22 protein-coding genes and 1 riboswitch are annotated in these 26856 nt (G+C 68.2%); of the genes, 15 read left to right on the top strand and 7 right to left on the bottom strand.

What is annotated here, in order from left to right; all coding sequences use genetic code 11:
- Nucleotides 1–192: 192 nt before the first annotated feature.
- The 10 genes from ACZ68L_RS43140 (at nt 193) to ACZ68L_RS43095 (ending at nt 10126) form a co-directional block, all read left to right on the top strand.
- A complete protein-coding gene (locus tag ACZ68L_RS43140) occupies nt 193–801 on the top strand; it encodes a CDP-alcohol phosphatidyltransferase family protein (RefSeq protein ID WP_351083380.1) in 609 nt (202 codons plus the stop codon).
- A gap of 113 nt (nt 802–914) precedes the next feature.
- Entirely contained in the window at nt 915–3410 is a 2496-nt protein-coding gene (locus ACZ68L_RS43135) for a sugar phosphate nucleotidyltransferase (protein WP_376276950.1), read from the top strand.
- A gap of 98 nt (nt 3411–3508) precedes the next feature.
- Nucleotides 3509–4432 carry a DUF881 domain-containing protein gene (locus ACZ68L_RS43130; protein ID WP_469589435.1) on the top strand — a complete coding sequence of 308 codons (924 nt, stop codon included), beginning with the start codon at nt 3509–3511 and terminating at the stop codon, nt 4430–4432.
- Nucleotides 4429–4761 (top strand): small basic family protein, encoded by a 333-nt coding sequence (locus ACZ68L_RS43125; RefSeq protein ID WP_003970459.1) that lies wholly within the window; start codon nt 4429–4431, stop codon nt 4759–4761. The genes ACZ68L_RS43130 and ACZ68L_RS43125 overlap by 4 nt, the downstream gene beginning before the upstream one ends.
- A 5-nt stretch (nt 4762–4766) precedes the next feature.
- On the top strand, nt 4767–5555 hold the full coding sequence (locus ACZ68L_RS43120; RefSeq protein WP_469589432.1) for a DUF881 domain-containing protein: 789 nt from the start codon (nt 4767–4769) through the stop codon (nt 5553–5555).
- Nucleotides 5556–5745: 190 nt separating this feature from the next.
- The gene (locus ACZ68L_RS43115) at nt 5746–6534 is read left to right on the top strand and encodes an FHA domain-containing protein (RefSeq protein WP_469589429.1); all 789 of its coding nucleotides are present in this window, start codon (nt 5746–5748) and stop codon (nt 6532–6534) included.
- A gap of 17 nt (nt 6535–6551) precedes the next feature.
- Nucleotides 6552–7295 carry a transcriptional regulator FtsR gene (gene ftsR / locus ACZ68L_RS43110; RefSeq protein ID WP_469589426.1) on the top strand — a complete coding sequence of 248 codons (744 nt, stop codon included), beginning with the start codon at nt 6552–6554 and terminating at the stop codon, nt 7293–7295.
- A gap of 53 nt (nt 7296–7348) precedes the next feature.
- A complete protein-coding gene (locus ACZ68L_RS43105; protein WP_031232239.1) occupies nt 7349–7822 on the top strand; it encodes a bifunctional nuclease family protein in 474 nt (157 codons plus the stop codon).
- Between the two features lie 168 nt (nt 7823–7990).
- Entirely contained in the window at nt 7991–8608 is a 618-nt protein-coding gene (locus tag ACZ68L_RS43100) for a MerR family transcriptional regulator (RefSeq protein ID WP_469589423.1), read from the top strand.
- Between the two features lie 57 nt (nt 8609–8665).
- Entirely contained in the window at nt 8666–10126 is a 1461-nt protein-coding gene (locus ACZ68L_RS43095; RefSeq protein ID WP_469589420.1) for a DNA polymerase IV, read from the top strand.
- On the opposite strand, the gene ACZ68L_RS43090 is transcribed toward ACZ68L_RS43095, so the two are convergent.
- Nucleotides 10051–10419 carry a PRC-barrel domain-containing protein gene (locus tag ACZ68L_RS43090; protein ID WP_391745083.1) on the bottom strand — a complete coding sequence of 123 codons (369 nt, stop codon included), beginning with the start codon at nt 10417–10419 and terminating at the stop codon, nt 10051–10053. The genes ACZ68L_RS43095 and ACZ68L_RS43090 overlap by 76 nt on opposite strands.
- A 113-nt stretch (nt 10420–10532) precedes the next feature.
- A riboswitch (glycine riboswitch) is annotated at nt 10533–10629 on the top strand.
- Between the two features lie 194 nt (nt 10630–10823).
- Between ACZ68L_RS43090 and gcvP the strand changes: the two genes are divergently transcribed.
- Entirely contained in the window at nt 10824–13709 is a 2886-nt protein-coding gene (gene gcvP / locus ACZ68L_RS43085; RefSeq protein ID WP_469589417.1) for an aminomethyl-transferring glycine dehydrogenase, read from the top strand.
- An 87-nt stretch (nt 13710–13796) separates the two neighbouring features.
- On the opposite strand, the gene ACZ68L_RS43080 is transcribed toward gcvP, so the two are convergent.
- Both ACZ68L_RS43080 and ACZ68L_RS43075 read right to left on the bottom strand, forming a co-directional pair.
- Complete coding sequence (locus ACZ68L_RS43080) at nt 13797–14003, bottom strand: DUF5999 family protein (protein WP_361458298.1); 207 nt, start codon at nt 14001–14003, stop codon at nt 13797–13799.
- Nucleotides 14004–14325: 322 nt separating this feature from the next.
- Nucleotides 14326–14919 carry a hypothetical protein gene (locus ACZ68L_RS43075; protein ID WP_469589412.1) on the bottom strand — a complete coding sequence of 198 codons (594 nt, stop codon included), beginning with the start codon at nt 14917–14919 and terminating at the stop codon, nt 14326–14328.
- A gap of 484 nt (nt 14920–15403) precedes the next feature.
- Between ACZ68L_RS43075 and ACZ68L_RS43070 the strand changes: the two genes are divergently transcribed.
- The gene (locus tag ACZ68L_RS43070; RefSeq protein ID WP_469589409.1) at nt 15404–16909 is read left to right on the top strand and encodes a glutamate-cysteine ligase family protein; all 1506 of its coding nucleotides are present in this window, start codon (nt 15404–15406) and stop codon (nt 16907–16909) included.
- Between the two features lie 190 nt (nt 16910–17099).
- Here the strand turns inward: ACZ68L_RS43070 and ACZ68L_RS43065 are convergent, their stop codons facing one another.
- The gene (locus ACZ68L_RS43065; protein WP_469589405.1) at nt 17100–18893 is read right to left on the bottom strand and encodes a substrate-binding and VWA domain-containing protein; all 1794 of its coding nucleotides are present in this window, start codon (nt 18891–18893) and stop codon (nt 17100–17102) included.
- Nucleotides 18894–19062: 169 nt separating this feature from the next.
- Between ACZ68L_RS43065 and ACZ68L_RS43060 the strand changes: the two genes are divergently transcribed.
- Entirely contained in the window at nt 19063–19857 is a 795-nt protein-coding gene (locus ACZ68L_RS43060) for a CPBP family intramembrane glutamic endopeptidase (protein ID WP_469589443.1), read from the top strand.
- Between the two features lie 185 nt (nt 19858–20042).
- On the opposite strand, the gene ACZ68L_RS43055 is transcribed toward ACZ68L_RS43060, so the two are convergent.
- Nucleotides 20043–20864, bottom strand: a complete 822-nt coding sequence (locus ACZ68L_RS43055) for a PhzF family phenazine biosynthesis protein (protein WP_469589402.1) — start codon at nt 20862–20864, stop codon at nt 20043–20045.
- Between the two features lie 209 nt (nt 20865–21073).
- Here ACZ68L_RS43055 and ACZ68L_RS43050 point away from each other — a divergent pair, with 209 nt between their 5' ends.
- Entirely contained in the window at nt 21074–21511 is a 438-nt protein-coding gene (locus ACZ68L_RS43050) for a VOC family protein (RefSeq protein WP_469589399.1), read from the top strand.
- 1095 nt (nt 21512–22606) lie between these two features.
- Here ACZ68L_RS43050 and ACZ68L_RS43045 read toward each other — a convergent pair.
- Complete coding sequence (locus tag ACZ68L_RS43045) at nt 22607–23236, bottom strand: DinB family protein (protein ID WP_469589395.1); 630 nt, start codon at nt 23234–23236, stop codon at nt 22607–22609.
- Between ACZ68L_RS43045 and ACZ68L_RS43040 the strand changes: the two genes are divergently transcribed.
- The gene (locus tag ACZ68L_RS43040; protein WP_469589392.1) at nt 23204–23986 is read left to right on the top strand and encodes a site-specific integrase; all 783 of its coding nucleotides are present in this window, start codon (nt 23204–23206) and stop codon (nt 23984–23986) included. The two genes, ACZ68L_RS43045 and ACZ68L_RS43040, sit on opposite strands and share 33 nt — an antisense overlap.
- A gap of 49 nt (nt 23987–24035) precedes the next feature.
- On the opposite strand, the gene ACZ68L_RS43035 is transcribed toward ACZ68L_RS43040, so the two are convergent.
- Nucleotides 24036–25133, bottom strand: a complete 1098-nt coding sequence (locus ACZ68L_RS43035) for a MerR family transcriptional regulator (RefSeq protein WP_469589440.1) — start codon at nt 25131–25133, stop codon at nt 24036–24038.
- Between the last annotated feature and the right edge of the window lie 1723 nt (nt 25134–26856).

The following is a 26856-nucleotide window of genomic DNA, read 5'->3' as shown; positions in this document are numbered from 1 at the left end:
GTACTGCAGGGGGGACCCTGTGGGAGAGTAGGACGCCGCCGAACTCCTTTTACGGAAAAGCCCCGTGCCCTTGTGGCACGGGGCTTTTCCGCGTTCACGAGATGCTTGCGTTACCCCCCCTGTGTCTGCTGATGGCGGCTGACGGTAAGGTCAGGGGGCATCATTGGCACGTTCTTCACAGGAGGCCCCCGGGTGGAGGTCCAGGAGACTCGGGTTCAGACGGACCGGGTACTCACCATCCCCAACATCCTCAGCATGGCGCGCCTTGTCGGGGTTCCGCTCTTCCTGTGGTTGATTCTTCGCCCCGAGTTCGGCGGGCCCAAAAGCGATGGCTGGGCCCTGTTGGTACTGATGCTCAGCGGTATCAGCGACTACCTCGACGGTAAGCTCGCCCGCCGGTGGAACCAGATCAGCAGCCTCGGTCGGCTTCTGGACCCTGCTGCGGACCGCCTCTACATCCTTTCGACCCTCGTCGGGCTGACCTGGCGGGAGATCCTGCCGCTGTGGCTCACCGCAGCCCTTCTGGCACGCGAACTCATGCTCCTCGTGATGGTGGGAATTCTCCGACGGCACGGCTATCCGCCGCCTCAGGTGAACTTCCTGGGGAAGGCTGCCACGTTCAACCTGATGTACGCGTTCCCCTTGTTGCTGCTCAGTGACGGAAGTGGTTGGCTTGCATCGCTGGCCGCCATTTTCGGATGGGCGTTCGCAGGTTGGGGTACAACGCTCTATTGGTGGGCAGGGATCCTCTACGTGGTTCAGGTCCGCCGGCTCGTCAAGGCGGATGCAGTAGCCGATTGAGCTCGTTGACGCGGTGTCGCGCAGTGTGGCCGACCCGCCGCTGATGACCCGGATGGCGCCCCGACGGGCGAAGTCGGCTTGACCGTCGTCTCTTCAAGGAGGACGTTTCCGACATGAAGGCCGTCGTGATGGCTGGTGGCGAAGGCACTCGTCTTCGCCCCATGACCTCAAGCATGCCCAAGCCGCTTCTGCCCGTCGCCAATCGGCCGATCATGGAGCATGTGCTTCGGCTGCTCAAACGGCACGGGCTGAACGAGACCGTCGTGACGGTCCAATTTCTCGCTTCGTTGGTCAAGAACTACTTCGGGGACGGCGAAGAGCTCGGGATGGAGCTCAGTTACGCCAACGAGGAGAAGCCGCTCGGCACCGCGGGAAGCGTGAAGAATGCCGAGGAAGCACTGAAGGACGACACCTTCCTCGTTATTTCGGGCGACGCGCTCACCGACTTCGATCTCACCGACCTCATCGCCTTCCACAAGGAAAAAGGCGGTCTCGTGACGGTGTGCCTGACTCGTGTACCGAATCCTTTGGAATTCGGCATCACCATCGTGGACGAGGCGGGCCAGGTCGAACGCTTCCTGGAGAAACCCACCTGGGGTCAGGTCTTCTCGGACACGGTCAACACAGGCATCTACGTGATGGAACCCGAGGTGTTCGACTACGTCGAAGCCGATGTCTCGGTGGACTGGTCCGGTGATGTCTTCCCGCAGCTCATGAAGGAAGGCAAGCCGATCTACGGCTATGTCGCCGAGGGTTACTGGGAGGATGTCGGTACCCACGAGAGCTATGTGAAGGCTCAGGCCGACGTCCTTGAGCGGAAGGTGGACGTCGAGATCGACGGCTTCGAGATCTCACCAGGCGTATGGGTCGCAGAAGGCGCGGAAGTGCACCCTGATGCGGTATTGCGGGGCCCCCTGTACATCGGGGACTACGCAAAAGTCGAAGCCGGCGTGGAGATTCGAGAGCACACGGTCATCGGGTCGAATGTAGTCGTCAAGAGCGGCGCTTTCCTGCACAAAGCCGTGGTGCACGACAACGTCTATATCGGCCAGCACAGCAATCTGCGCGGATGCGTGATCGGTAAGAACACCGACGTCATGCGGGCCGCCCGCATCGAGGACGGTGCGGTCATCGGGGACGAGTGTCTGATCGGTGAGGAATCGATCATTCAGGGAAACGTTCGTGTGTACCCGTTCAAGACCATCGAGGCCGGAGCTTTCGTCAACACCTCGGTGATCTGGGAATCGCGCGGACAGGCCCATCTCTTCGGAGCCCGTGGTGTGTCCGGGATTCTGAACGTCGAGATCACGCCGGAGCTGGCCGTCCGGCTTGCCGGAGCGTATGCCACGACCCTCAAGAAGGGTTCGACGGTCACCACCGCACGTGACCACTCCCGCGGTGCGCGTGCGCTGAAGCGAGCGGTGATCTCCGCGCTTCAGGCCAGTGCCATCGACGTACGGGACCTGGAGAACGTACCGATGCCCGTCGCGCGCCAGCAGACGGCGCGGGGGAGCGCCGGCGGCATCATGATCCGTACGTCTCCCGGTGTGCCCGATTCGGTCGACATCATGTTCTTCGACGAGCGGGGTGCCGATCTTTCCCAGGCACGGCAGCGGAAGCTGGACCGGGTGTACGCCCGACAGGAGTACCGCCGGGCCTTCCCCGGAGAGATCGGGGATCTGCACTTCCCGTCCAGCGTCTTCGACTCGTACACGGGGTCGCTGCTGCGCAACGTGGACACGGCCGGGATCGCCGACGCGGGTCTCAAAGTGGTCGTCGACGCCTCCAACGGCAGTGCGGGCCTCGTTCTGCCCAGCCTGCTGGGACGGCTAGGTGTGGACTCGTTGACGATCAACCCGGGGCTCGACGAATCGCGGCCCACCGAATCCGCCGAAACCCGGCGGTCGGGTCTGGTGCGGCTGGGCGAGATCGTTTCCTCGGCGCGGGCCGCGTTCGGTGTGCGCTTCGATCCGGTCGGCGAGCGGCTCTCCCTGGTCGACGAACGGGGCAGGATCGTCGAGGACGACCGGGCGCTCCTGGTGATGCTGGATCTCGTGGCGGCCGAGCGCCGCAGCGGGCGGGTGGCGCTGCCGGTGACCACGACCCGGGTCGCCGAGCAGGTCGCGGCGTACCACGGCACGCAGGTCGAATGGACGACGACGTCGCCCGACGATCTGACGCGCGTGGGACGTGAGGAAGGCACCATCTTCGGTGGAGACGGTCGCGGCGGCTTCATCGTTCCGGAATTCAGCAGCGTCTTCGACGGATCCGCCGCCTTCGTGAGACTCCTCGGGCTCGTCGCCAGGACCCAGCTCACCCTGAGCCAGATCGATGCCCGTATTCCCCGCGCCCACGTACTGCGTCGTGATCTGGCCACACCCTGGGCGGTGAAGGGAATGGTCATGCGGCGGGTCGTCGAGGCTGCCGGGGACCGCAGCGTCGACACGACCGACGGTGTGCGGGTCGTCGAGGCCGACGGGCGATGGGTGATGGTGCTGCCGGACCCGGCCGAGGCGGTCACCCATTTGTGGGCCGAGGGTCCGGACGACGCCTCTGCGCAGGCACTGCTGGACGAATGGGCTGGAGTCGTGGACAGCGCAGGTCAGTGAGGGTTTCATCGGTGAGCCCGGTGGCGTACTGCGACGTCTCCGGGCTCACCGGTGGGGCCATTCGGCGGTAGCGGTGGCGACGTGCGACGATGTGCGGCATGTCGCAGCAGACCCCCGATCGGAGTACCGCCCCGCCACGAGCGCGCCCCGACGCGTCCATGTCGCTGCTGACCAACGTGATGGACCACAGCCTGGACGACGGATACGCCGAGGCATCGGCACGACGCAAGGCCGACGGAAGCGCGGGTTTGCCCCGCACGCTCAAGTCGAAGCTCGGTCTCGCCGCATGTCTGGTGCTAGCCGCCCTCGTCGTCACGCTAGGGGCTGCACAGGCACGTGTCTCCGCGCCGGTCCTCGCCAAGGAACGTGAGGAACTGATCGACCGTATCGACGGAGAGACGGCGGCGGCCGACACCCTTGAGTCGCAGGTCGACAAGCTCCGGGACGATGTGGGCAGGCGCCAGCGCAAGGCCTTGGAGAAGCACGGCGGGGACCAGGGAGAGCTGGTGGCGCTGCTCGCCGGGGCGACGCCGGTGGAGGGGCCCGGCGTGAAACTCGTGGTCGACGACGCCAAGGGCACCGATCAAGGCGGTGGCGGGCCGAGGGAGACCAGCGGATTCACCGACACCGGGCGGGTTCGTGACCGGGACCTGCAGCGGGTCGTCAACGGTTTGTGGCAGTCCGGCGCGGAAGCGATCTCGATCAATGGGCAGCGGCTGACGGCACTGTCGGCGATCCGCGCGGCCGGCGACGCCATACTGGTCGACAACAGACCGCTCGTGCCGCCGTACACGGTGCTGGCGGCGGGGGACGGGAAGCCGCTCAGCACAGTATTCCAGGCCAGTGCAGACGGCCAGTATCTGCAGGCGCTCAAGGACACCTTCGACATCCGGACGAGCATGTCCGTGCAGCAGAAGGTGAGCCTCCCGGTTGCGCCGAGCCTGATCGTACGAACAGCAGAGCCTTATACGGCCGCAGACACCGGCAGTGGTGCGGCAGACACAAGGAAGGGCACATCGTGATCGCCGTACTGGGCCTCGTCGTGGGAGTCGTGGTCGGACTGTTGGTCCGGCCCGAGGTGCCGGCGGTGGTCGAGCCCTATCTTCCGATCGCCGTCGTGGCTGCCCTCGACGCAGTCTTCGGTGGTCTGCGGGCCATGCTCGACGGAATCTTCGTCGACAAGGTCTTCGTCGTGTCGTTCCTGTCGAACGTCGTGGTGGCCGCGCTGATCGTCTTCCTGGGCGACAAGCTGGGCGTCGGAGCACAGCTCTCGACCGGTGTGGTGGTCGTGCTCGGGATCCGGATCTTCTCCAACGCCGCGGCCATCCGACGGCATGTCTTCCGGGCTTGAGGCCGATGAGCAACGAAGAACTTCCCAACGACAAGGAGCGCACCGGCGAGCAGCCGGCCGGTGCCGCCAAGGAGCTCACCGGGCGTCAGCGGCTGATCGCCGGGCTGTGGCCGCCGCGGGTGACACGGGCCCAACTCATCGTCGCGGTGCTGCTGTTCGTCCTCGGTCTCGGGCTGGCCATTCAGGTGCGCTCGAACAGTGACAACAGCGCCCTGCGCGGCGCCCGTCAGGAGGACCTGGTCCGCATCCTCGACGAGTTGGACGACCGTACGCAGCGTCTGGAGGACGAGAAGCAGCGCCTCGATGCTCAGCGCACGGAGTTGGAGAACAGCTCCGACCAGGCCGAGGAGGCGCGCAAGCAGACGGTCGAGAAGGAGCAGCAACTCGGTATCCTCGCGGGCACCGTCGCAGCACACGGTCCCGGGATCACGCTCACGGTCAACGACCCCGGGGACGGGGTCAAGGCGGACATGCTGCTCGACGCGCTCCAGGAGTTGCGCGCGGCGGGCGCCGAGGCGATCGAGGTCAACGGGGTGAGGGTGGTGGCCAATACGTACTTCTCCGGTGACGGCGGCCATGTCAAGGTTGACGACCGTAAGATCACCGCTCCGTATGTGTTCAAGGTGATCGGCAAGCCACAGGATCTGGAGCCGGCTCTGAACATCCCCGGGGGTGTGGTGCAGACACTGGAGAAGGAGCAGGCCACCGTGCATGTGGAGCAGGCCGACGACATCGTCGTGGATGTCTTGCGAGCGGCGAAGCGGCCTGACTACGCTCGGTCGTCGCCCCAGTGAGGCGGCGGCTCGGAGGGGTCGAAGGACACGGGTGGGAGGTTGCGGGGGGTCGGCGCATCGTAAAGGTGGTGCGTGGTGGAAACTGTCGAGTGGATACGGACGTTGTGAAGATGTCCGGGTCGGCAGGTGTGTTCATTCAGGGTTCGTCCTGCCCCACGGGCGGGTCTATTTCGGTCAAGGGGAATCGCCCGTGAAGTTGTTTGGGAAGTTGTTCGGCAAGAGCGCTCGCGACGAGGCTGCCCGCCATCGCGCACCACGCCATGGCCAGGCGGATGAGCAGGGCTCGGAGCGCCCGCTCTACCGCGATCAGGTGTCCGGTTCGAGCGGTGACAATTCGGGATTTTCCGGCGCGTCGTCCGTTGACCCGGCCGGTGCAGGCCGCATAGGTTTCGGGGAACCGTCAACCTCAAGTACGGGTGGAGGGTTCAGCCCGAGGCAGGAGGGTTCGTCCATGCCGGTCTGTACGAGGTGCGGGCATCGCAACGCCGAGGCCAGTCGTTTCTGCTCCAACTGCGGTGCGCCGCTGAGGGGCGGAATTCCCGAGCGTGCCTCGGAGACGACCTCGACCATCTCCATCTCCGGTCTGGAGGCGTACGAGGCGGAGGCCACCGGGCAGACGCCCGTTCCGTCCCTCTCGCCCGAGGCGCAGGCGGCTGTCGACGCTCTTCCGCTCGGTTCGGCGCTCCTGGTGGTGCGACGTGGTCCGAACTCCGGCAGCCGTTTCCTGCTGGACGGTGAGCTGACCACGGCCGGCCGTCACCCGCAGAGCGACATCTTCCTCGACGACGTGACGGTGTCGCGGCGGCATGTGGAGTTCCACAGGATGCCTGACGGCAGCTTCACGGTCGGGGACGTCGGCAGCCTGAACGGCACCTACGTCAACCGTGAGCGCATCGACTCCGTCGCGCTGTCCAACGGCGACGAAGTGCAGATCGGCAAGTACCGGCTGGTCTTCTACGCGAGCCAGCGGGGCATCTGACCTGTCAGGGAAGGTCCATGCTGAGAACACCGACGGGCGGTGCCGGTCACGGCACCGCCACCGCCGACGACCGCCTGATGAGCATCGGCACGGTGCTCCTGCAGCTGCGGGACGAGTTTCCCGAGGTGACGATCTCCAAGATCCGCTTCCTGGAGGCCGAAGGGCTCGTCGAGCCGCAGCGGACCCCCTCCGGCTACCGCAAGTTCCGTGGGGCCGACGTGGAGCGGCTGGCTCAGGTGCTGCGTATGCAGCGGGACCACTACCTCCCGCTGAAGGTCATCCGGGAACATCTGGACGCACTCGCCCGCGGTGAGAAGTCCGCCCTGCCGTCCGGAGGCGGACCGCGGGATCTGACCGACGGCGGCTGGGAGGCGGAGCCCGGACGGGCTACCGCAGCCCGGATCGGCCGAGCCGAACTGCTCGCGGCCGCCGGGGTCACCGAGAGTGACCTCGCCGAGTGGGAGTCGTACGGCCTGGTCGTTGCGGCCTCCGACGGCGGATACGACGCCGAGATGGTCACGGTGGCCAAGCTTGTGGCGGATCTGGGACGATTCGGTCTGGAACCGCGTCACCTGCGCGCCATGCGCGCGGCCGCGGACCGTGAGGCCGGACTCGTCGAGCAGGTGGTCGCACCCCTGCGCCGACACCGGAATCCGCAGACCAGAGCACACGCGGAGGCCACCGCGCGGGAGCTCGGAGAGCTGTCCGTACGGCTTCATTCGGCCCTGGTGCAGACGGCTCTGCGGGTCCGGTTCCACTGATCACGTCGGTGCCCGACTACCCAAACCTGCCGAGCACGTCCTAGGGTTGCTGTGTGAACGAGCTCGACGTTGTGGGTGTCCGGGTGGAAATGCCCTCCAACCAACCGATCGTGCTCCTGCGTGAAGTGGGAGGCGACCGGTACCTCCCCATTTGGATCGGTCCTGGTGAGGCGACCGCGATCGCCTTTGCCCAGCAGGGCATGGCACCGGCCAGGCCGCTGACCCATGACCTCTTCAAGGATGTGCTTGAGGCCGTCGGCCAGGAGCTCACCCAGGTCCGTATCACGGACCTGCGGGAAGGGGTTTTCTACGCGGAGCTGGTCTTCGCCAGCGGGGTGGAGGTGAGCGCGCGGCCGTCCGACGCCATAGCGCTCGCCCTGCGCACCGGAACGCCGATCTACGGCAGTGACGGGGTGCTGGACGACGCGGGCATCGCCATTCCGGACGAGCAGGAGGACGAAGTGGAGAAGTTCCGCGAGTTCCTCGACCAGATCTCTCCGGAGGACTTCGGGACCAACAGTCAGTAACCGTTCTACGGGGCCGCCGTCAGCGCATCCGACAAGCCTTTCCCGCTCACACGTCACGGGAAACCACCCTCAGGGTGATTATCACTCGGCGTGCCGAGTGTGGCGATCGTTGACGCACCCCGAGTGACTGCCTACCTTCGAGATGGCAGGTCAAGGACGGAGGTCGGCGTGAGAAGCAGCGGCGACGGTACGGCAGCGGGTGGGCCGTATCCGCAGCAGGGGAGTACAGCCGGCCGCACCATCAGGCAACCGGTTCAACCGGCGGCGGTGGCGGGGGGCAGCGTGGCATCGGCCAACGACATCGGCTATCGCGGGCCGACGGCCTGTGCGGCTGCGGGGATCACCTATCGGCAGCTCGACTACTGGGCCCGCACGGGGCTGGTCGAGCCAAGCGTGCGCCCCGCATACGGCTCGGGCACTCAGCGGCTCTACAGCTTCCGGGACGTTGTCCTGCTGAAGATCGTGAAGCGATTCCTGGACACGGGCGTCGCCCTGCAGAACATCCGCACCACGGTTCAGCACCTGCGGGCCCGCGGATTCCAGGATCTTGAGCGGATCACGCTGATGAGCGACGGGGCGACGGTCTACGAGTGCTCTTCGCCGGATGAGGTCGTCAGTCTCCTCCAGGGCGGCCAGGGGGTCTTCGGTATCGCTGTGGGTGTGGTGTGGCAGGACGTCGACGCGGCGCTGTCACAGCTGCACGGCGAGCGGGTGGACACCGGCGAGACACTGATCGGGAACAACCCCACCGATGAACTCGCGCGGCGACGCAACCGCGCCGGCTGACCCCGTCCCGGACTCGGGCGCGGCGATTGTCAGTGCCGTAGGGCAGCATCGGTTGATGTGAGAGCCGCGCCCACCATCCTGCATCTCGACATGGATGCCTTCTATGCCTCCGCCGAGCAGGCGTCGAAGCCCAGTCTGCGCGGCAAACCGGTCGTGGTGGGCGGGCTGGGGCCCCGGGGAGTCGTCGCCACCGCGTCGTACGAGGCACGGCGCTTCGGGGTGCACTCGGCGATGCCCACGGCGCAGGCGCGGAGGCTGGCCCCCAACGCGGCCTATCTGGTGCCGCGCTTCCTGCTGTACCGGACGGTCAGCGACCAGGTGATGGAACTGCTGGGGAGGCTCTCCCCGCTGGTGGAGCCGCTCAGCCTCGACGAGGCCTTCGTGGACCTGGAGGCAGGCGGGGCGGCCGATGACTCGGCCTCCGCGCTGGAGATCGGCGAGCAGCTGCGTACGGCCATCAAAGCGGTCACCGGGCTCACCGGTTCGGTCGGGCTCGCCGGTTCCAAGATGCTGGCCAAGATCGCTTCGGAAGAGGCGAAGCCGAACGGGCTGCTGCTCATCGAACCGGGCACGGAGCGGGAGCTGCTCGCACCCATGCCGGTACGGATCCTTCCGGGCGTCGGACCCGCGACGGCGGACCATCTGCGCCGCGCCGGGATGACGACGGTCGACGACCTCGTCGAGGCGGGTGAGGCGGAGCTCGTTCGCCTGTTGGGGAAGGCGCACGGAGGTTCGCTCCACCGCATGGCGCTCGGGTACGACGACCGGCCCGTGGTCGCGGAGCGGGACGCGAAATCGGTGTCGGTCGAGGACACCTTCGACGCGGACCTGCACGACCGGGTGCGGGTCAGGACGGAGGTGGAGCGGCTGGCCGACCGATGTGTCGGGCGACTGCGGGGGGCGGGGCGGTCCGGGCGGACGGTGGTGCTGAAGGTGCGCCGGTACGACTTCTCCACGCTCACACGGTCCGAGACGCTGCGTGGGCCCACGGACGACCCCACGGTGGTCCGGGAGGCCGCCGCGCGGCTCCTGGAGGCTGTGGACACCACCGGAGGCGTACGGCTCCTCGGCGTGGGCGTCACGGGGCTCGCCGACTACACCCAGGAGGATCTCTTCGCACAGGCCGCCGGTGAGCGGGCCGCGTCCGAGGAAGCGGCCGAGGAGGACACGGCGGCGGAGGGCCACGGGGAGGAACCCGTGAGCGGTGCGCCGGTGGAGTCCCCAGGGAGCGCCGAGCAGCCCGCGGCACGGCGCTGGCCCGCCGGACACGACGTACGCCATGACACGTACGGCCACGGCTGGGTGCAGGGCAGCGGCGTCGGCCGGGTGACGGTGCGGTTCGAGGAGCCGGAGTCGGCGCCCGGCAGAGTGCGTACGTTCCGGATCGACGATCCGGAACTGCAGCCGGCCGAGCCGTTGCCGCTGGTCCGGAACCCGGTGGACTACTCGTCCTGGCCGGCCAGTCTGCCGAAGTCCCTGTCCGGGCCGGTCTCCTCGAACGGGGAGTCCAGGCCGTAGTGCCGGTAGAGCTGGAGCTCCTGTTCCGGTGAGAGATGGCGGCCGACGCCGAAGTCCGGTGCGTCCTTGATCAGCGCACGGTCGAAGGGGACACGGAGCGAATCCTCCACGAATTCGCTGGGTTCCAGCGGGACGAACGCGTCCCGGCTAAAGAGTCCGGTGCGTACGGCCGCCCACTCGGGGACACCGGTCGCGTCGTCGAGGTACACCTCGTCCACGGTTCCGATTTTGGTGCCCTTGCGGTCGAACGCCTTGCGGCCGATCAGGCTGCGCGGATCGATGTCGGTCTGCACGATCCCTCCCACTGGTCGCGGCTACTCCACAAGCTCTACAAAAGTGCAGATCCGGGGGGTTGGCCACTCGAGAATGGCGCCACGAACCCCGCTGGTAGGCTGGTACTGGCCGCTGAACCCGTGCGGGAGAGTCCTCCGGAGCTGATCCGAAGGCGCCGAAGGAGCAAATCCTCCCCGGAATCTCTCAGGCTCCCGTACCGCGCGGACGAGGCCACTCTGGAAAGCAGGGCGGGTTCCGTGCGGCCGCGTGCCGATGGGGTTCCTTCCCTCACCGACGGTGAAAGCCGGTATGCCGCAAGGTGCACCGGTGAAGCTCTCAGGTTGAGATGACAGAGGGGGAGGCCGTCCGGGCACCCGCGCCGTGGTGCCCCTCGCAGGTCGTGACAGACCAGGAGGCCTCCACCATGACCCCCCGCCGTACTCCGCTCTCCCAGCTGGAGCAGGGCATTCCGTTCGAGCAGCGCCACATCGGTCCCGATGGCGACGCTCAGTCGAAGATGCTCGCCCAGGTCGGCTACGGCTCGCTGGACGAGCTCACCGCGGCAGCCGTGCCCGATGTCATCAAGAGCGCGGAGGCACTTCGGCTGCCGACCGCCCGCACCGAGGCCGAGGTCCTCGCCGAGCTGCGCGCCCTCGCCGACCGCAACCAGGTGCTGGCCCCGATGATCGGGCTCGGCTACTACGGCACCTTCACCCCGCCGGTGATCCTCCGCAACGTCATGGAGAACCCCGCCTGGTACACGGCCTACACGCCCTACCAGCCGGAGATCTCGCAGGGCCGCCTGGAGGCGCTCCTCAACTTCCAGACGATGGTCGCCGAGCTGACCGGGCTGCCCACTTCCGGCGCCTCCCTGCTCGACGAGGGCACCGCGGCCGCCGAGGCCATGGCGCTCTCGCGGCGCGTCGGCAAGGTCAAGAACGGCGTCTTCCTGATCGACGCCGACGCCCTGCCGCAGACGATCGCCGTCATCGAGACCCGCGCCGAACCGACGGGCGTCGAGGTCGTCGTCGCCGACCTCGCCGACGGCATCCCGGCGGAGATCGCCGAGCGCGGTGTCTTCGGTGTCCTGGTGCAGTACCCCGGTGCCTCCGGCGAGGTGCGCAATATCCGGCCCGTCATCGAGCAGGCCCACGACCTCGGCGCGATCGTCACGGTCGCCGCCGATCTGCTGGCGCTGACCCTGCTCACCTCACCGGGTGACCTGGGCGCGGACATCGCGGTCGGCACGACGCAGCGTTTCGGCGTGCCGATGGGCTTCGGCGGACCGCACGCCGGCTTCATGGCCGTACGCGAGAAGTTCGCCCGCAGCCTGCCCGGCCGCCTTGTCGGCGTCTCCGTCGACGCGGACGGCACCAAGGCCTACCGACTGGCCCTGCAGACCCGCGAGCAGCACATCCGCCGCGAGAAGGCCACCAGCAACATCTGCACGGCTCAGGTACTGCTTGCCGTCATGGCCGGGATGTACGCCGTCTACCACGGCCCGGACGGGCTGCGGACGATCGCTCAGCGCACGCACCGCTATGCGACGATCCTGGGCGAGGGCCTGCGCGCCTCGGGTGTCGACGTGGTGACGGGCGCCTGCTTCGACACCCTCACCGTGCGCGTCCCGGGGAAGGCCGCCGACATCGTGGCCGCCGCTCGCGAACGCGGTGTCAACCTGCGGTTCGTCGACGCCGACCTGGTCTCCCTCGCCTGCGACGAGACGACCACCCGTACGCAGATCGCCGCCGTCTGGGCCGCCTTCGGTGCCGACGGGGACATCGAGGCCCTGGACGCGGCCGCCGCCGACGCACTGCCCGAGGCTCTGCTGCGCACCGACGAGATCCTCACCCACCCGGTCTTCCACCAGCACCGTTCCGAGACGGCGATGCTGCGCTATCTGCGCAAGCTCGCCGACCGGGACTACGCCCTGGACCGGGGCATGATCCCGCTCGGCTCCTGCACCATGAAGCTGAACGCGACCACCGAGATGGAATCGATCACCTGGCCCGAGTTCGGCGCGCTGCATCCCTTCGCGCCGGCCGAGCAGGCACAGGGCTTCCTCACCCTCATCCGCGAACTGGAGGAGCGCCTCGCCGAGGTCACCGGCTACGACGCGGTCTCGATCCAGCCGAACGCCGGATCGCAGGGCGAGTTCGCCGGACTCCTGGCGGTGCGCGCGTACCACCGGGCCAACGGCGACGACCAGCGGACCGTCTGCCTCATCCCGTCGTCCGCGCACGGCACCAACGCGGCCAGTGCCGTGATGGCCGGCATGAAGGTCGTGGTGGTGAAGACCGCCGACGACGGCGAGGTCGACGTCGAGGACCTCCGCGCCAAGATCGAGACGCACCGCGACGAGCTCGCTGTGCTCATGATCACGTACCCGTCGACGCACGGCGTGTTCGAGGAGCACGTCGCTGACATCTGCGCCGAGGTGCACGACGCCGGCGGGCAGGTGTACGTCGACGGCGCCAACCTCAACGCCCTGGTCGGCCTCGCGAAGCCGGGCCGGTTCGGCGGCGACGTCTCGCACCTGAACCTGCACAAGACCTTCTGCATCCCGCACGGCGGCGGCGGCCCCGGCGTCGGCCCGGTCGGTGTGCGCGCGCACCTCGCGCCGTACCTTCCGAACCATCCGCTGCAGCCCGCGGCGGGTCCCGAGACCGGTGTCGGACCGATTTCGGCCGCTCCGTGGGGATCGGCCGGCATCCTTCCCATCTCCTGGGCGTACGTGCGCCTGATGGGCGGGGAGGGGCTGAAGCGCGCGACGCAGGTCGCCGTACTCGCCGCCAACTACATCGCCAAGCGTCTCGAACCGCACTACCCGATCCTGTACACCGGTCCGGCCGGGCTGGTCGCGCACGAGTGCATCGTGGACCTGCGGCCGATCTCCAAGTCCACCGGCGTCAGCGTCGACGACATCGCCAAGCGTCTGATCGACTACGGCTTCCACTCGCCGACCATGTCGTTCCCGGTCGCCGGGACGCTGATGATCGAGCCGACCGAGAGCGAGAACCTCGCGGAGCTCGACCGCTTCTGCGACACGATGATCGCCATTCGCGGCGAGGTCGAGAAGGTGGCGTCGGGTGAGTGGGGCGCGGACGACAACCCGCTGAGCAACGCTCCGCACACCGCGGCGATGCTGGGTGGGGAGTGGAAGCACGACTACAGCCGTGAGGTGGCGGTCTTCCCGGCCGGAGTCTCGGCCGCCGACAAGTACTGGCCGCCGGTGCGCCGGATCGACGGTGCCTTCGGTGACCGTAACCTCGTCTGCTCCTGCCCGCCGCTGGACGAGTACGACAACTGAGGCATGAGCGACAGGATGTGACGCGGACATGCGTCGGGGCCGGTGCGGAGCATGCTCCGGGCCGGCCCCCGTTCGTACCGGCCGGCGTCAGGCGGCCTTCATCGCCCGGCCCGTTCCCAGGGGCCGGTGCGGGGCGATGATCTGCCCGTCCGGGAGCAGCTCACCGGTGTCCTCGAAGAGCAGGACGCCGTTGCACAGCAGGCTCCAGCCCTGTTCCGGATGGTGTGCCGTAAGGCGGGCTGCCTCCCGGTCGGCTGAGTCGGCGGTCGGGCATGGTGGCTGGTGCTGGCACATGGAAGGGTTCTTTCGCTGCGTTGTAGTGAATGTCCTGCGGCTTGACGAGGTGTTCATGGCCGCCCCCCGTATCGATCGGTCCGGTCCCAGTGTTGCCCTACGGGCGTCAATCCGCAGGGATTTCGCAGCAGCACTTCTCCTTACTCCGATGACGCGTCACCCGGCCGGACGGTTCATCGCAATTGCACTGTCCCTTCGGGTGGTTCGGGGTGGCCGGACTGGGCTAGTCCGGATGGGCACCGAGTACGCCCCTCAACACTGTGCCCCGCCACCCGGAGCGGTGGCGGGGCACAGTGCGGTGATGTGCGGGAGGCGGCCGTCGTCAGGCCGGTGACCCGAGCAGGGGGCCGGGGCCCGGGGTGATGCGCAGCGTCATCACGCGGAGCAGATCGGCGACCCGGTGCGGGCGATGGGCCGCGATGCCCGGCGGCGCGGGTGCCAGCGGTACCAGCAGATCGGCGGGGGCGAGTGCCCCGCCGGACGCGTCGGCTTCGATGTCGGCGTGCAGCCACAGTGCCAGCATGTACAGCTCCGGGATGGACAGCAGCCGCGGCTGGTAGTGCGGTGTCACCGTCTCGGCCTGGCGCAGGGCGAGTTCGGTCGAGGCGATGTAGGGGCCCTCGAAGAAGTGCGAGAAGGTCCAGCCGTCCGGAGTGAGCATGGTGTCCGCCGCGGCGACGGCCTGTTCCGAGGTGCGGATCAGGAACCGCCACGCGGCGAGCCGGGTGGCGGGTGCCAGCCCGCCCGGTCCGATCCGGTCCAGTACATGGACGGGGAGCGGGAGTTCGGGGCTCAGCGGTCCCTGGGCCGATCGGAGAGCAGGTGTGCGGGCCTCGCGGACTGCGGTGGGTGAACCGAGTGCCGCGAGAACGCTGCGCAGAGCGGGCGCGGGGGCCGGGGGAACATGCAGCGGCATAGTGGGTCGCCTCTCACTTCGGAGACACGGTGGTGCGTGGGCGGGTGCAGACGGCGCTGTCGGCGTGCGGGGCCAGAGGAGGCCGGTGACTGGGCCGGTGCGTCAACTCTCTGCCTCGTCCGCGAAGTTTATACGACACGTGTTCACTCAGTGATTCCACTAGCCGTCGCAGGTATTGCCGACAAGGCGGTATCAAGACTTTATTATGCGGAGATTCTGCCGATTTGGCGTCAGCGGCGCAGCTGCCGCCAGGGATTTTTCCCCGGGCGCGGACGGCCGAAACGCGTCGCCGTTTTCGCGGCCTGCCGGACGGAGGAAACCGCGTACTGCGTCATGCCGAAGGAATGTGCCCCGGACACCCGCGTTCAGATTACTGGGTGTGCGGCGTTCGTAGGGGCGTTATGGATCACCCGGCCTGGGCATTATCGATCCTGACGCGAGCGGCCTGGGCCGCGGGCCGCCCACCTGAGGGAGGGACGCTTCGATGGGGGAGAAGGTCGTGTCGGGCGCCTTTGACCTGTCCGATCGGCAGAGGTACCGGAGGAAGCTTCATCAGTGCCTGGAGGGGCTGGAGAGGCTCCTGGCGGAGCGGAGGTTCGACCGACCTCGCAACCTCATGGGTATGGAGATCGAGCTGAATCTGGCCGGGGCCGACGGCATGCCGAAGATGATGAATGGCGAGGTGCTCCCACGCATCGCGAGCCGTGATTTCCAGACTGAACTCGGGATGTTCAATTTGGAAGTGAACATAGTCCCGCACCGCCTGGAAGGACGCGTTTTCGATCAGCTGGCCGAAGAGCTCAGGACCGGCCTCGGATATGCCCATCGGAAGGCGGGCGAGGTCGATGCCGGGATCATGATGATCGGAATTCTTCCCACCCTGGGCCACGCGGACCTCGTTGCGGCGAACCTCTCGGACGCGGACCGCTACACGCTGCTGAACGATCAAATGGTGGCTGCGCGGGGCGAGGATTTCCACCTTGATATCCAAGGGGTGGAGCGGCTGGTCTCCACCTCTTCGTCGATCACTCCCGAGGCCGCCTGTACCTCGGTTCAGCTGCATCTGCAGGTGACACCGGCGCGATTCGCGGCCGTATGGAACGCGGCCCAGGCCGTCGCCGGCGTTCAGATCGCCGTCGGTGCCAACTCGCCCTTCCTGTTCGGCAAGGAGCTGTGGAGGGAATCGAGGCCGCCGCTCTTCCAGCAGGCCACGGACACCAGACCGCCCGAACTCCGGAACCAGGGGGTGCGGCCCAGGACCTGGTTCGGCGAGCGATGGGTCGGATCGGCGTACGAGCTCTTCGAGGAGAACCTGCGCTACTTCCCGCCGCTGCTGCCGATCCGTGACGAGGAGGAACCTCTGCGGGTGCTCGACGAGGGAGGGATGCCGGGGCTGCAGGAGCTCGTGCTCCACAACGGTACGGTCTACCGCTGGAACCGTCCCGTGTACGGGCTGGCCGATGGCGTACCCCACCTACGGGTGGAGAACCGGGTTTTGCCTGCCGGTCCCACCGTCACCGATGTGATCGCCAATGCCGCGCTCTACTACGGGCTCGTACGGGCGCTCGCCGAGGAGTCCCGGCCGGTGTGGACCAGGCTCCCGTTCTCCGCCGCGGCGGAGAACTTCGACACCGCCTGCCGGCACGGCATCGACGCGGAGCTGATGTGGCCCCGTCCGGGTCGCTCGGGCGGGCTGACCCGGGTGCCGGCCGTCAAGCTCGTACGGGACGAGCTGCTGCCGCTGGCGGCCGCGGGGCTCGATGCCTGGAACATCGAGCCCGCGGACCGTGACCGCTACCTCGGGGTCATCGAGGAGCGTTGCAGGCGGCGGGTGAACGGAGCGTCCTGGCAGGTGGACACCTATCACCGGGCCCGGGAGGCCGGGCTCGGACGGCAGGCGGCACTGGCCGCGACGACCCGCCGGTACGCGGAACTGATGCACAGCGGCGAACCCGTGCACAGCTGGCCGACCGGTGTCCTCGCGCCGTGACCCGGTCGTGGCGGGCGTCCGTCGCTGTTGCCGCGTGATGTGACGTCGTCGTGGCGGGTACCGATGTTCGCTGCGTCCTGCGCCGCGCCCCCGTTGCCGCGGGCGTCGGCGTCCGGCGTTGTCCTCGTGCCGCGACCCCGTCGTGGCCTGTGCCGAGGCGTGCTGTCGTGTCCCGTCACCGAGCGGAGCACTACTCCTGGGCGGCGTGGTTGCTCTGTCCGGCCGTCATGACGGCCTGCAGGATCACGGCCTGGATGTCGGCAGGGTCGGTGACCTGGTAGCCCCCGCCGCCGGTCACCTTCGCCATCTCGTCGACCTCCTCGCGGTCGGCCTCCGGGCCGACCGCGATGGCGAGGAGCGGCACCGGACGCTCCGGGTCGGCGATCCGCTTCAGTTCCGCGATCAGGGCGCTGCGCGAGATGGACTGGTTGTCCTGGTTCGAACCGTCGGTGAGGATCACCACAGCGTTGAACTTGCCCTTCACATACGTCGCCTGGGCGTCCTTGTACGCGGCCAGAGCGGTGTCGTACAGGCCGGTCGCGCCGCCCGGCACCGGCTGCAGCGCGGCGAAGGCCGCGGCGAGCTTCTCGCGATGGGTACCGCCGCCCTTGGCCGGGTCGCCGAGCCGGCTGGTCGGCACCAGCCTGCGGTAGTCCTTGTCGCCGTCGAGCGTGGTGGCGAACTCCCAGAGCCCGATCTCGTCGTTCGGCGTGAACTGGTTGAGCGCCTGGATCAGGGACGCCTTGGTGACATCCATCCGGGACTGGTTGCGCCCCGGCACGATCGTGGCCATCGAACCCGACGCGTCGACGACCGTCGTCAGCCGCGCGCTCTGCACTGTGATCGTCCACATGCCGAGCGTCTGCCGGAGCTCCTCGGCCGACGGTGCGGCGGCGGCCGCGGCGGCGTACGGCTGAGGTTTCCTGCCGCCCGCCGACGCGACCACAGACTCCCCGGCCGTCCCGTCGTCGTTCCGGAAGCCATACTTCCGCAGGGTGGACTGCGCACCGGGCTCGTTCAGCAGCGCCATGAACCGGAGCGCCGCCCGGCCCTCGGACGTACTCAACTTCGTCTCGTCGACCAGTGTGTACGGATAGTTGAGCAGCGGGGTGCCGTCCGTGGGATAGAAGAGATCGAGCCGCCCGCCGCCGGTCGACTCCGCATTGTGCGCGAACGCGGCCTGCTCGGAGAGGAGCACTGCCTGGTTGTGTGCCGGATTGCCCTGCTCCGCGCCCGAATCGTTCTGCGCCAGCGTCTCCAGCACCTGGGTGTCACCGTCGGACATGCGCTGCGCGAGCAGTTTGGCGGTGGCCGCGACCCGGGTGTCGCTGTCGCCGCCCTGCTTCTCGGAGGAGGTGCCGATGCTGGAGAGCGCCAGCAGACCGGTGGCACTGCGCGCCGGATCGGCCGAACCCAGGCGTACCTTGTCCGAGTCCATGGCCGCGGCCGTCAATTCGGCCCAGGTGTACTTCTTCTTCGGCCAGCCGAGCCTCTTGGCCGCCGACGGCACCATGGCCAGGGTGACGGGGGAGGAGGCGATGGAGTCGCCCGGTGTGATCGGGATGCCGTCACCGGAGCCCTTGGCCCGGTCGAGCCAGAGATCGGAGTCGGGCAGCCAGACCTGGTAGTCCGGGGTGCCGGCCCCGGAGGAGAGGGCACCGGCGACCTTGTGGGAGTCGCGGGCGACCACCTGCACGTACAGACAGCGACCGTCGGATCTGACATCGTCCTTGCGCGCCTTGTCGGCGACGGCACGCATGGCAGGGGCGATGTCCGGTGAGGCCACCATGGAGAGGCGTACGGCGGAGTCCTCGCAGGACTTCGAGAACGACAGCAGACCACCCTGCGCCGCGACCGCCGTGCCCGCCGCCACGGCGAGGACCAGCATGGTCGCGATCGCGACGGTGCGCCGACGTCGCGGCGGCGGGGGACCGTCCCCGCTGCCATCGGTCGCGTAGTCGTCGGGCAAGCTGTGACGTCCCATGTCGGTGGTGCCCCTCCTTGAGGATGAACAAGGAAAAGGGGGACCACACCATTGCCAATGGCGGTCGTCCCCCGGCCTGTCGCGCATGATCTTCGTACCTGCATTCGAGACCCTAGCGGGACGGGGAGCGGTATGGGGCGTGAATGCACAACTCAAGGCAGGTGTACAGATGGAGGCGGGGTACGTGGCTGATTCTTTCCCCCAAGAGGCTGTGTCGCGACGGATCTTGCGGTCCGAAACGGTGTTGGTACTGGCTCTCTCATTGGGGGCCAGCGGGGTGTCTGCCCTGATCAGTTTTGTCGGATCGCTGACGAAACCAGGCGGTTTGAAGGAACAGGCCGCGATACTCAACAGCTCGCACGCACCGGGGCGTCCATGGCTGGATCTCGCTTGGCAACTCTTCGGTATCGCGACGGCTCTGGTGCCCGTCGCCCTCGTCGCGCATCTGCTGATCAGGGAGGGCTCCGGCCTGCGCGCCATCGGCTTCGACCGGACCAGGCCGTGGCCGGATCTGGGGCGCGGCGTGATGGTCGCGGCGGGGATCGGAAGCGCCGGGCTCGCCTTCTATCTGGTGGCACGGGCCGCCGGCTTCAACCTGACCGTGGTCCCGGAATCGCTGCCCGACGTGTGGTGGAAATATCCGGTTCTGATCCTGTCCGCGCTGCAGAACTCCGTGGTGGAGGAAGTGATCGTCGTCGGCTATCTGCTGCGCAGACTCGGCCAGTTGGGGTGGACGCCGATGGCCGCTCTGGTGGCGAGTTCGGTGCTGCGCGGCTCGTACCACCTGTATCAGGGGATCGGCGGCTTCATCGGCAACATGGTCATGGGCGTGGTCTTCGTACTGCTGTACCGGCGCTGGGGGCGGGTCGGTCCGCTGGTGGCGGCACACGCGCTGCTCGACATCGGGGCGTTCGTCGGATACGCCCTGCTGGCGGGGAAGGTGGGTTGGCTGCCCACGCCGTGAGCGCCGTGGGGTGGCCGGTGGACAGTCTGTGGGGCGCGTGGCGGCGCGCCCGGTGGTCCGTGACCGTGCCCGAGGCGTGCCCGGGTGGTGCCTGAACGTGCCGGGGACGGGGTGGTGGGGCCCGGGTGATTCGGTGGGGGCGTACAGAGTGCGCCCGTACGCCCTCGATGCCGTCGTCGGAAGGCTCAGAGTGCCGCGAGCAGTTCGCCGTCGATGACCGTGACGGCGTTGCCGGTCAGCAGCGTACGGTCGCCGCGCAGCGACGTACGGACCAGACCGGAACGGGCGGAGGCCTGAAGTCCGGTCAGCTCGGCACGGCCGAAACGTGCCGCCCAGAAGGGGGCCAGTGCGGTGTGGGCGCTGCCGGTCACCGGGTCCTCGTCGATCCCGACGCGTGGGAAGAAGCCGCGGGAGACGAAGTCGTAACCGCGGGTGGGGTCCTCGGCGGCGGCCGTGGCGATGATGCCTCGCCGGGAGAGGCGGGCCACTGCGGCGAGGTCCGGGGTCAGCCCTCGCACCGTCGTCTCGTCGGCCAGTTCGACGATCAGGTCGCCGATGTGCGGACCGGTGTCGTGGACGGAGAGCGGCTCCGCGCCCAGAGCGGCGGCCAGGCCGGCCGGGGTGGTCTCGGACGTCAGCGGGGCTGTGGGGAAGTCGAGCGTGATGGTGCCGTCCGAGTGCGCGGTCGCGGTGAGGATTCCGCAGCGCGCCGCGAAACGCACTGTGCCGCTCGCCGTCCGGGTGGTGTGCAGGATGTGTGCCGTGGCGAGGGTGGCGTGCCCGCACATGTCGACCTCGGTGGTCGGCGTGAACCAGCGCAGTGCCCAGTCCGCCTCGCCGCCCGGCGGTAGCGGGTGGGCGAAGGCGGTCTCGGAGAGGTTCAGCTCCATGGCGATCCGCTGGAGTCGCGCGTCGTCGGGGAAGGCACCGGATTCCAGCAGCAGGACTCCCGCCGGGTTGCCGGTGAAGGGGCGGTCGGTGAACGTATCGACGATTCGGATCCTCATGACGCGACCGTACGTGCGGCGCAAGGCGACAGACCAAGGCCAATTCCGCGTCGCTGGACCGAAAAGCCCGCCGGGCGGCAGGGTCTCGGCCATGTGCAGGTTGCCCCGGTGCCGTTCTGAGCACCGGACGGCGAGTGCCGAGCGCGAAGTGACGGGGAGGGTGTCAGTGGCACGCGGTACGGTCCGTGGACCGGACCGAGGAGGGCCCCATGGCGGCCAAGTGGAGTTTGACGATCGACTGTGCGCACCCGGCGAAGCTGGCCGAGTTCTGGGCGCTGGCGCTGGAGTACACGCCCAAGCCCCCGCCCGCGGGGTTTGAGAGCTGGGAGGAATGGTTCTCCCATCACGAGGTCCCGCCGGACGAGTGGGACCAGGGCGCATACCTCTGTGATCCGGACGGGGTGGGCCCCACCCTGTCCTTCCTGCAGGTACCGGAGTCGAAGGTGGTGAAGAACCGCTTGCACCTGGACGTGCAGGTCGGCGGCGGTCGCGACACGCCCTGGGAGGTCAGGTGGCCCCGTGTGGTCCGGGCGGTGGAGCGGCTGACCGCCGCGGGGGCGACCGTGATCCGTGAGGACGAGCTGCAGGGCAGGCCCGATCACGTGCTGATGGCCGACCCGGAGGGAAACGAGTTCTGTCTGGTCTGACAGTGCGCTTCGGTTCGTTGTGGATGCCGGAGGTGCCTTGTTCCGTTGCGGATGCCGGACAATGCTGAGTCGTGGGGCCCGGTCGGAACCCCGTAGGCCCACGTCGGGGCTGACGATCGCGGCGGGCGCGCCGTCGGACAGGGCGTAGACCGGTGCGTAGACACCGCGGGCGGCCGCCTCGTCCGGATGGATCTTCTCCCACGTCCGACACGGCGGCCCCCCGGGCTCGGGTCCACGGCGAACGTGCCCGGTTCCGTGAGCACCGGGAGCTGAATCCCGTTCCCGTACTTCTGATGGGCGTGGGCCGGCAGGACGACCTGGGACAGCGCGGTGGTCAGCTCGGCGCCGCACCGCACACACGAAATCGAACAAATGCCCTCCGCCTGGGAAACAGAGGCGTCATCGCAGCTCGGCAGCGGCCGACCGATCATTTTTGGGCAGCGGCCTGGATGACGGTCATCGGTCACTCGGTGTGTGTCCAGAGAAGTTGAGCCAGAACCCTTCAAGTAGCAGCGCTTGCCTACCGGTTTGGGCAGCAGCTGGCGATCTTGAGGCTGGTGGATCTTCACGAGAAATGACGTCAACGCCTGAACGCGGCGGCTGACAGGCCATCGCCCGCCATGCGTCCGCGGCCCGGGGCCAGCCGATCGGCTGCCATATCCTTCTGCCGTGGCGAAGTGGCGGCGGTCTCTGGGTGATGCGTTCTGGGCTCTGGATCGGGCCCTGGGCGGGCAGCGGCGTCCGACTCGGATCCAGAAATGGGTCGCCCGGCACCCGACCGGCTCCGGCCTCTGCATGGCCGTCCCCTTCACGCTCTTCTTCTTGACGCTGTCGCGTGAGGAGGACCCGACGATCCCCTGTTCGCTGTGTTCTTCGGGCTGGTCATAGGACTTGTCTTCGGCCTCACGGCCGCCTCGGAGCGGCTCCGGCAGCGCAGGCTCAAGCGTCTGGGGATATGGGACGGATCTTGAGAGGGCCGGGGACTGGAGGGATGACATCTACTCCTTCCAGCCCCCGGCCCCAGCGTCTGCAGCGCGTGCACGTGGCCCTCGAAGAAGGCTTCCTGGCCGCAAGAGGCGAACCGGCTTCTCCGCACTACTGGGGTTGAACGCGCGGCGTCGTGAAGGGCTGACATTCCGGGCCGAGTTCGGTGACGGCTGCTTCGGCGGCTCGCTCGATCTTCGCGCGCTGGGCTTCCCAGAAGGCCACGTCGTGCCGCGGAGTCGCGTACTGGGCTGTTGTCCCCGTCGAGCCGTCGACCTGTTCACGCAGAATGTCGGCGTGCCCTGCGTGTCGGCTGGTCTCGGTGAGCACGTGGACCAGGATGTTGAACAGCTTCACGTCGGGGCGGGGCCACCAGGGCACGTGGCCAGGGGAGTCGATGGCGAGGGCGGTGATCGTCGCGTCTGAGTGCTCCCAGACGCGACGGTAGCGGTCAGTGATCTCCTGGCGCGTCTCGTGCTCGGTCGCCCACATGTCGGCTCCGCGCTCCCCGGCGTCGTCCCACCGGGGCAGAAGTTCGGGGAACGGTCGGTCGAAGACCTCGCCGAAGTACCTGGACTCCCAGATCGACAGATGCTTGACCAGGCCGAGAAGGTTGGTACCTGTCGAGGTCAGGGGCCGGCGGATGTTGTACTCACAGAGCCCGTCGAGCTTCCAGAGCATCGTCTCGCGTATCTCTCGGAGATCGCTGTGCAGGTACTCTTTCGCGAAATCATCGATCATGGTGCACGAGCCTGTCACGCGCCGCCGGTGGGCTCAACGTGCGACGAGCACTCCCCGGGTGGCACGCACTACGACGTCCACGAGCGGGTCTGGAACCCGCTGATGCCGCTGCTGTTCCAGCGTGACATCGGCGCCGAACACCGCGCCTTCACCCCGACCGCGCTCCGCAAGCTTCTGATCAACGCGCCGGCCGCCACCGGACTGACCGATACCGTCGGCGAACCGCTCATCTTCTCGCCACACGACTTCCGCAGGATCTTCGTGACCGACGCCATCATGAACGGCCTGCCACCCCACATTGCCCAAGTGATCTGCGGCCATAAGATCCTTGATACGACGATGGGCTACAACGCGATCTGTCCGGCCGCAGCCATCGAGGCTCACCGCGCCTTCATCGCCCGCCGCCGCCGGGCCACCCGACCCGGTGAAGAGTACCGGACCCCCACCGAGGAGGAGTGGAACGCTTTCCTCGCGCACTTCGAGGGCGCAAGGTGTCCATCGGCCTCTGCGCTCGTGCCTATTCAAGCCCTTGTGTTCATGAACACGCTTGTGTTCGTTGCTCGCTCCTCCGACCCGACCCGGCCCAACGCGCCCGGTTGGAGGAGATCCGGGACAGCCCCTAGCCGGAGCGGGGGAGAAGCTTGCGCGGATCGACCAGCGGAGCTCGCGGGCGATCGACCTGGGCATGCCGGGTCGCGCCGCCGGTCCTGTCCTGTCCACAGCGCCATGCCCGCTCAGCGCCGCACATGACCGGCGGGCCGCCCAGGAGTCGCCATGACGCTGACGCTGCGACGCGGTTTCAAACTATGAGCAGGCGGAGGCCGAGATCTGCCGCATCGAGGTCGGCGAGGTCGCTGTTGCGCTCGGCCCACCGGCCGGAGTCGAGGTCGTCGCCGAGGCTTCGCACCGCCCGCTGCTCGGCCTCCGGCCCGACCCTCGTCCACACCGACATCGCACGGCGCACATGATCCTCCAGATACGCCCCCGGTCGGCGCCAGTACGCCTCGAACAGGCCGTCAGCGCAGTCCCACGGGATGGGCACCGGCTCAGCGCGGGCGCCGATCGCGTCGGCCATCCCAGCAAGTGAGGGAAATTCCGCGAGGACGGCCGCGAACTCGGGCAAGTAGTCGCGGGTAAGCCAGAACCGGTCCTGCCATCCGGGCTGGTCGGTGTCGAACGTGAGCACCACCACGCGGCGGGCCACGCGCCGCATCTCGCGCAGCCCCGCTATCGGGTCCCCCCAGTGGTGAACGGTGGAGACGGCCATCGCGACGTCGAAGGACTGGTCCTCGAACGGCAGGCTCTCCGCGGCGGCGGCCACGCACGGCGCCGAGCCGGCAGGCCGCTGCCCCCGCATGACCGCCGATGGCTCCACCGCGGTCACGTCGCGATCAGCAGGCTCGTAGGAGCCGGTGCCGGCCCCGACGTTCAGCACCGTCTGCGCGTCCCCGAGCGCGTCCCAGATCTGCGCGGCGATCCGCGGCTCGGTACGCCGTGTCGTGGTGTAAGCGTCGCCGATCGCGTCGTACAGCCGTGCACCGAGCATCTCCAGTTGCTCCTCCGGTGTCACCTTCAGTCCCTTCGCCCGTGTCTCAAGTTCCCTGTCGATGGCCGCCACCATGGCGTCAGCGCGATCGCGCCGCTCCAGCAGCAGGCCGCGCAGTCGGCGCAGGTGCGCGACCGCGTCGGTGGACGGGTCGCCGACCAGTTCCGCAACCTCCCGCAGCCCGAAGCCCAACCGCCGATAGGCCAGCACCTCCCGCAGCCGCTCCACGTCGCCCGCCGAATAGGCCCGGTACCCGGCCGCGGTCCGCGCCGACGGCCGAACGAGCTTGATCTCGTCATAGTGATGCAGCGTGCGGACGCTCACGCCGGCCAGCTCGGCCACGTGTCCCACGGTCCAGTGATCCTCCACGGCACCGACTATGCAGCCTGACGCCACGTGAGGGTCAAGAGCCTCACTCACGGCAGCAAGAGCCGAACGCGAATCAGCGGTCCGAGGCGACTCCTGCAAGCCGGCGCGGTGGTCTGGTTCGGAGAAGCACGCGTGCTCGCGTCGGCAGGGGGTGCCGTAGGGCCTGCCGCAAGTGCCCAGGGCGACCTTGCGCAGGCTGAAGTGGTCGCGGAAGTCGGCCCGTTCGGCGGCGGTCGGCTCCCGGTACTCGCGTAGGACGGCCGGACCGCGCGGAGCACGATCAGTGCGCCGAGTCCGGCGGGGAGCCGGCATCGTTGGGATTGGGTCAGCCCCGACAGACCCCACTGCTTCACGGCGGTGTCGGGGCCGCTCAGCGGCCAGCGGTCCTGCCAGTTCTCCCCGGGGAACTGGCCGAGCCAGTCCAGGACACGGGCCATCGCGCGGTCCTGCCAGGACTGCTGCTCAGTGGTGGGCTCCACCAGCAGAGCCTGAGCGAGCTCGATCGGCGCGGCTCGGGAAGCGCGCTCCCGCCCGGGAATCGGCTGCCCTGTGGGCCGTGCCGGCGGCCGGGGCTCGATCAGGACCGCGGGGCCGCGGACGCTGGTCGGTTGTTTGCCCTCGCCTTCCGAGAGACGGTCGGGGTGACGCATGATCCCCCCCGGTTACTTGTCGGCGTCCTGGTGGCGCGGTCCCGACGACGCGGATACGGCGTCGACGTCGCGGCCGCAGGTAGCCGCTGATGGTCTGAAAGCCGCCTGGGTGGCCAAGCTCATTGAGCTCTGTGTGCAGGTGAACGGCATTGGTGTGGCCCTCGCTCCAGTGTTTGTCCAGGCAGGGCTTGTAGGGGTTCAGCGGTGTGCCGGCGCGCGCATTGTTCCACCGCGGTGCCGAGGTTCTGCCACAGGTGAAAGCGGTCGGTGACCTGGACTGCCTGTGGGCCCTTCCCGGCCTGGTGTCAGGCCGAGTGGTTCGCGGGTCTCGCAGGCGATGAGGACGGTCCCGTGATCCTGCTCGCGGCGCATGGCGAAATCATCGACCCCGAGCACCTTCGGCACTTCCCGGGAGGGATCAGGAAGCGCTATCAGCAGCCGTAGCGGCGTCATTCGACTTACCGCCCTGTGCAGCACCACGGCCGGCCGGACTCCCGCCCGACCGGCGAGCGCGACAGTCACAGCCTCCAGGATCCGGCGCGAAGCGGGCGTCCCTCTCCCGCATCTGAACGTCAGGCCTGCGATCTGCTCGACGAACGTGCGACGCCCGCAGTGGGCGTCATCGCAGGGCAGCCGTCGCACGCTCGGTTCGATCCGCAGCGGCTGGTCACCGACCGGGGTATCGGCCAGCCGACGCTGTAGCAGCTGTGCGCACGATTCGGCGGACGCTCGCAGTCCGGGCGGGGAGCAGTGTCATCGAGGGTTCTCGCAACGGTGTGCCCCACACCGCACTCCGTGAGCACCCGCTCCACCAGAACCGCGCTGAAGTGCGGAAACGGCACCGCCATGACGTCATCACACCACACCACGGTCCCAGGTGACGCGACGTCACCGAGGCGGAGGCCCGCAGATCATTCTCGCGGAATGTGTGCCAGAGGCCACAACGTGTGAAGGGGGTCATGTCCCGTCCCATTCGACCTTCTCGCCAGGCACGTCGGTGACCAGGGGATAGGCAAATCACGGTGAACACGGCAGCTCACGAAATCCCAGGAGAC

Source organism: Streptomyces sp. NPDC104309 (assembly GCF_055584025.1).
Note: the sequence above shows the minus strand (reverse complement) of the source record. Positions and strands in the feature narration are given on the sequence as shown.

Coding starts and splice junctions, on each gene's coding strand:
- ACZ68L_RS43065 (WP_469589405.1), bottom strand. CDS start 18,893: ATGGGACGTCACAGCTTGCCCGACGACTACGCGACCGATGGCAGCGGG.
- ACZ68L_RS43045 (WP_469589395.1), bottom strand. CDS start 23,236: ATGATCGATGATTTCGCGAAAGAGTACCTGCACAGCGATCTCCGAGAG.
- ftsR (WP_469589426.1), top strand. CDS start 6,552: ATGCTGAGAACACCGACGGGCGGTGCCGGTCACGGCACCGCCACCGCC.
- ACZ68L_RS43130 (WP_469589435.1), top strand. CDS start 3,509: ATGTCGCAGCAGACCCCCGATCGGAGTACCGCCCCGCCACGAGCGCGC.
- ACZ68L_RS43075 (WP_469589412.1), bottom strand. CDS start 14,919: ATGCCGCTGCATGTTCCCCCGGCCCCCGCGCCCGCTCTGCGCAGCGTT.
- ACZ68L_RS43050 (WP_469589399.1), top strand. CDS start 21,074: ATGGCGGCCAAGTGGAGTTTGACGATCGACTGTGCGCACCCGGCGAAG.
- ACZ68L_RS43055 (WP_469589402.1), bottom strand. CDS start 20,864: ATGAGGATCCGAATCGTCGATACGTTCACCGACCGCCCCTTCACCGGC.
- ACZ68L_RS43135 (WP_376276950.1), top strand. CDS start 915: ATGAAGGCCGTCGTGATGGCTGGTGGCGAAGGCACTCGTCTTCGCCCC.
- gcvP (WP_469589417.1), top strand. CDS start 10,824: ATGACCCCCCGCCGTACTCCGCTCTCCCAGCTGGAGCAGGGCATTCCG.
- ACZ68L_RS43120 (WP_469589432.1), top strand. CDS start 4,767: ATGAGCAACGAAGAACTTCCCAACGACAAGGAGCGCACCGGCGAGCAG.
- ACZ68L_RS43080 (WP_361458298.1), bottom strand. CDS start 14,003: ATGTGCCAGCACCAGCCACCATGCCCGACCGCCGACTCAGCCGACCGG.
- ACZ68L_RS43070 (WP_469589409.1), top strand. CDS start 15,404: ATGGGGGAGAAGGTCGTGTCGGGCGCCTTTGACCTGTCCGATCGGCAG.
- ACZ68L_RS43060 (WP_469589443.1), top strand. CDS start 19,063: ATGGAGGCGGGGTACGTGGCTGATTCTTTCCCCCAAGAGGCTGTGTCG.